Source organism: Christensenella sp. (genome assembly GCF_034927525.1).
In the GTDB taxonomy this organism is placed as follows: domain Bacteria; phylum Bacillota; class Clostridia; order Christensenellales; family Christensenellaceae; genus Christensenella.
Genome location: NZ_JAYFPU010000272.1, coordinates 1 through 4,830, shown reverse-complemented (window position 1 = coordinate 4,830; position 4,830 = coordinate 1). Strand labels below are relative to the sequence as shown.

Annotated in this window: 4 protein-coding genes; all 4 read right to left on the bottom strand. The window is 53.1% G+C overall.

What is annotated here, in order from left to right; genetic code table 11:
* A partial coding sequence (locus VB081_RS11100) for a recombinase family protein (protein WP_323400881.1) occupies positions 1–1,095 on the bottom strand: 1,095 nt, incomplete at its 3' end.
* Positions 1,088–2,713 carry a recombinase family protein gene (locus VB081_RS11095; RefSeq protein WP_323400880.1) on the bottom strand — a complete coding sequence of 542 codons (1,626 nt, stop codon included), beginning with the start codon at positions 2,711–2,713 and terminating at the stop codon, positions 1,088–1,090. The genes VB081_RS11095 and VB081_RS11100, both read right to left, overlap by 8 nt.
* Positions 2,710–4,335 carry a recombinase family protein gene (locus VB081_RS11090; protein ID WP_323400879.1) on the bottom strand — a complete coding sequence of 542 codons (1,626 nt, stop codon included), beginning with the start codon at positions 4,333–4,335 and terminating at the stop codon, positions 2,710–2,712. Before VB081_RS11090 ends, VB081_RS11095 begins: the two co-directional genes overlap by 4 nt.
* Positions 4,336–4,461: 126 nt before the next feature.
* A complete protein-coding gene (locus VB081_RS11085; RefSeq protein WP_323400878.1) occupies positions 4,462–4,671 on the bottom strand; it encodes a DUF6870 family protein in 210 nt (69 codons plus the stop codon).
* Positions 4,672–4,830: the final 159 nt, after the last annotated feature.

Sequence of the window (4,830 nt, the reverse complement as noted above, 5' to 3'; positions counted from 1 at the left end):
AAGAATGCGAAGCTTGTGGCAACCAGCGTCTGCTGCCGAACGGGTGAACCAACAGTGGAAAGCTGCATTCTTCGTACAGCTCAGCCGCATGGTGTGCCCGCAGTGACCACAGACCACTTTCCCCTTAAGCGGAGAAGTGACAGCAGCATACCGCTGTGCTGTGCCAAGCTCCCGCTTGCGATGCGGTTCTCCCCGGACGCGGAGCTTTTCTTGCACCGCATCAAATAGTTCCTGCGATATAATTGCAGGGTGATGACCAGGTATCCTAATCCAGTCTTCCTTTGCATTCGTGGCACGGTTGGCGCTGCCTACCCCGGTGGTGCGAGTCTTGCCCGCAATGTAGGTGCCGATGTACTGCTCATCGTACAAAATACTCAGGATTACGGATTTTTGCCACACACAACGAAATTCCTCTGTTTCAGCAGTTTTCCAGCGGTGCTTCTTCCATGCGGCAGGTGTAGGGCGGCGTTCATCATACAGCCGCTTTTCAATATCCGCAATACTTTTGCGGCCAGCATACATGTCGAAGATGATACGCACCGTTTCCGCAGCCTCCGGGTCAATCACCATCTTGCGACTTTCGTCCAGCATATAGCCGAATGCGCAGTTTTTAGTTACAGCCTCTCCGCGCCGGGCTTTTTCTCGTTTGGCGCTGCTGATTTTTTTGGACAGGTCTTTGCTGTAATACTCACTCATCAGCAATTTGAACGCGACCTCCATACCGCCGGTGTCCCCGTTGTAATCAAAAGAATCGAAGTGGTCGGACACCGAGATAAATCGTACCTGGTACAGCGGAAACACCCGCTCGATGAAGTAGCCGGTCTCAATGGCATCGCGCCCGAAACGGCTGAAATCCTTCACAAGAATCGCACCGACCTTGCCTTCCCGCACCAGCTCCAGCAACTCCTGTACGGCTGGCCTCTCGAAGTTGGTGCCGGTGAAGCCGTTGTCGACAAACTCCTGCACCGGACCATCCAGTTCAGAATCCAAAATGTATTTGTTCAATATCAATCGCTGGTGTTCAATGCTCATGCTGTCGGATTGCGTATCATCCAGCGAAAGCCGGATATAATTTGCGAGAATCTGCTTATCCAACCCGTTTCACCTCCCGGAACTCGTCCCTGAAACGAAGGACGATCTCAAAACTCTTGTCGCGCTTGACGAGGATTTTCTCCACCAGGCGGTCAATGACATCTGCCGTCAATTCATTGCCTGCGATGGCTTCTGAGGCTGCATTGGCAAATCCCGTGTACGCTTCACGCTGGGATGCACCCTCGCGCCGCTGTGTGCGGATTTCGTCAGCCCGCTTGGACAGGGCCTCGATCTTGGCCTCATAGTCCGCTTTCATGGCGGCAAACTCATCGGCGGTGATCAAACCACCCAGCATGTTCTCATACAGACTTTTAAGAAAGTGCCCACTCGCAGAAAGCTGGCGGTTGATCTCGTCCAACTCGGTATCGGCAGCAGCGGTTTTCATTGGAGCCATGCGCTCCATTTGAATATATCCACCCAGTATCGCTTCAGCATGCTTGCGCAGCAAGGCGAAAACCTCGGATTTCAGCTCGTCTTCCTTTACCGACACCTGGAAACAGGCGTCTTTATGGAATTTCCACTGAGATTCACAGCGATACCAGTAGATGCCGTCCTTGTTCTGACGATGGCGATGCATGGGGTGACCGCAGTGGGCGCAGAACACCTTCCCTTTGAAGATGTGGGGAGAGTAGGCGACTGCCTCCCGGCGAACCTGCTTATCTCGCTCCGAAGCATGCTGGAGCATTGTTTGTGCGCGGTCAAATGCCTCGCGGGAAATAACGGGCTCATGGGTATTCGGCACGCATATCCAATCGTCGGGATGAACATTGCTTTGCCTGTAGCCTTTTGTCTGCGTCTTGCCCTGCACCATATCGCCGACATACATGCGGCTTTTGAGGATGTCTACAACCACACGCTTCTGCCAGTAGGGCTTGCCGATCAACTTTTTGTTGGTGATCAGGCCCTTTTCCTGTTTGTAGTGACTTGGTGGCAGAATCTTCATCTCATTGAGCATCCGAACGATCTCGCCGGCACCTATGCCGCTTGCAGCCCAGTCGAACATCTGGCGCACAACGGTGGCGGCTTCTTCATCAATTACAAGGCGATGGCAGTCATCGGGAGCCTTGGAATACCCATAAGGCGCCAGCCTGCCCACGAAGCGACCGTCCTGAATGTTCTGTTGCTGTACAGCGCGGCATTTGCGGCTTATGTCCAGCGCATAGGATTCCGCTATCATGTTTTTAAGTGGGACCATCACACCGCCGTCGCCATCTTTGGAATCAAAAGCATCGGTTACTGCGATGAACCGAACACCCATTGCGGGCAGCTGCTTTTCAATGTAATAGCCGGAATCAATGGAATTGCGCCCAAACCGTGAAAGGTCCTTCACGATGATGCAGTTGATTCTGCCGCTCTGCACATCTTCAAGCATGCGGTTAAAATCTGAACGGTCGAAGTTGGTGCCGGTGGTTTGGTTATCACAATAGATCTCCGCAAGACGGATATCGGGTGATGTCGCAATGAAGTTCTCAATGATATCCTGCTGGTTCTCCAGGGAGTCGCCTGGCTTGCGCCTCGCATCACTAGACAACCGTATGTAGGCGCCAGCATTGTAGATGAGTTGCTCCGAATGAGCCAAAATTGCCGTTTCGGTAGCCTTCCTGCTTTTTCTGGCCATCATGCCACCTCCTGCGTGCTCTTGGAGATACCAAGGAGACTTAGCGCCTGCTCATATTCCGCTTGATAGTTAAATGTGAAGTCCAGTTCCGTCTTGCTGATGACACGGATGCTGCGAATCAGGTTGACCACGGTGCGGCGGTCCAGTTCGTTCAGTCCCTCGAACTTCTGAAAATGCTCCATCCAGCGAAGCCGCTCGGCCCTGCCCTCCATGGCGTTATCACGCTCGGCCTCCAATGTGGCGATGGCATCCCGCAGGCGGGCTTCGTCGGCGGTGTACTTGGTTTTTAGGGTTTTGTAATCGTCCTTCGTCAACAACCCGCTGACCATGTTCTCATATAGCGAAGATTTGAATCCACTGATTTTTGCAAGCTGATTCTCGTTGTCGTCAATCTGCTCTTGAAGCTGCTTCGCCAGAGCCAGTGCCGCCTTGCGCCCATCACTGACAGCCAGCACAGATTCCAGAGACGCAATCCCCGAAATATGCGCCTTCACGCTCTCCAGAGCACATTCTATCAGGTCACTTTCTTTAACCATCGCCGCACCGGCGCAGCCGTTCTTCTTTCCGGTGGGGCAATAGTAGTAAAGATACTCTTTGCCCTTGTAGCGGTTGGTTTTGCGGGTCATTCGGCCACCGCAGCACCCGCAGATGATGATGCCGGAGAACAGATACACCTTGCTCCCACCCGGCGCTGTGCGGGTATCGAGCTGCATGATCCGCTGGGCGAGATCGAAATCCTGAGAAGTGACGATATGATCGTGGGCGTTCTCCGTGCGCTGCCACTCGGATTCCGGCCTGTCTACCACATCCTTGATCTTGTAGTTGAATGTACCCTGCTTCCCCTGAACCAGCGTGCCCATATAGGTCTCGTCGTTCAAGATGCGGAAGATGGCGGTCGCCGACCATTTCGTTTCGGGCGTGTCGGCGAAACCGCCTGTCGGATGCGGCAGCCCCCGATCACGCTTGTAGGCCATTGGCGACAGCACGCCGCGAGCGTTGAGCGTCTCGGAGATTTTGAGGGCGCTCATGCCGTCGATCTTCATACGGAAGATGTCCCGCACGATGGAAGCCGGGTAATCGTCAATCTCCAGTCGGTTCTTGTTCTCATCGGAGCGTCGATAGCCATAAATTGGGCATGCGCCAACATAATCGCCGTTTACTCGCTTTATGTTCAGCGCGGAGCGGGTCTTTATCGATATGTCCCGGCTGTAAGCGTCGTTTATGATGGACTTCACGCTCACCACCAGATCATCGGCGCTGTCCCGAAGTGTATCGATGTTATCGTTCAGGGCGATGAAGCGCACTCCATAAGCAGGCAAAATGCGCCGCAGATAGCGACCGGTCTCGATATAGTCCCTGCCAAACCTTGAGAGGTCTTTCACGATCACGCAGTTGATTACCCCGGCTTCAATATCGACCATCATTTCCTTGAACGCCTTACGGTCAAAGATGACGCCGGAAACGCCATCGTCCACTTTTTCTGACACGGCCTCGATATCCGGCTGGCTGGAGATGAAGCTATCCAAGATTTTCCGCTGGTTTTCCACACTGTTCGATTCGCCGTCCTTATCGTCCGCATAGGAGAGGCGAATATACTTCGTTGCAAAGTATTTTGTTTCTGACATAACAAATCACTCCTTTTTTCACGGGTTTCGCCGCGAATCAGAAGTGATTGAAGATGGCCCTATTCTGCTCTTTTCCCATCTCCATGTTAACTCTCATCAGCGGCGTATACAAGTCATTCTTCTCATTTAGGCGATAATTCTTTGCAGGCATTCTTCCAACGTAGGGCCATCCTCGGCGAAGCGGGCAGTGACCTCGAATTTCCCGCACCGGAAGTGGTATGGGTTTCTGATCTGCCGAACAAATTCGGCAACGCGCTCATCGCGCGGCATGCTTTTATCAACCTGGACTTCGCGGATGTCCACCAAGTCCGGTGTACCTGAAATGGTGCAGTTCATAAAGAATTCCTCCTCTGCTATTTGAAATAGGCAGCTGGCTTGCGGTCTGCCATAAACTGCCGAACATCGCTGATGCTGGATGATGTATGGCAGAAAGGCAGTGCAGCAATCACCCGGTCGTGATATGAGGCTCCGTTGCGGGCTCGGGAATCCAGAATG

What these genes read in the sequence shown, in the direction of transcription:
- VB081_RS11090 (WP_323400879.1), bottom strand. Translation starts at nt 4,335, where the DNA reads ATGTCAGAAACAAAATACTTTGCAACGAAGTATATTCGCCTCTCCTAT.
- VB081_RS11085 (WP_323400878.1), bottom strand. Translation starts at nt 4,671, where the DNA reads ATGAACTGCACCATTTCAGGTACACCGGACTTGGTGGACATCCGCGAA.
- VB081_RS11095 (WP_323400880.1), bottom strand. Translation starts at nt 2,713, where the DNA reads ATGATGGCCAGAAAAAGCAGGAAGGCTACCGAAACGGCAATTTTGGCT.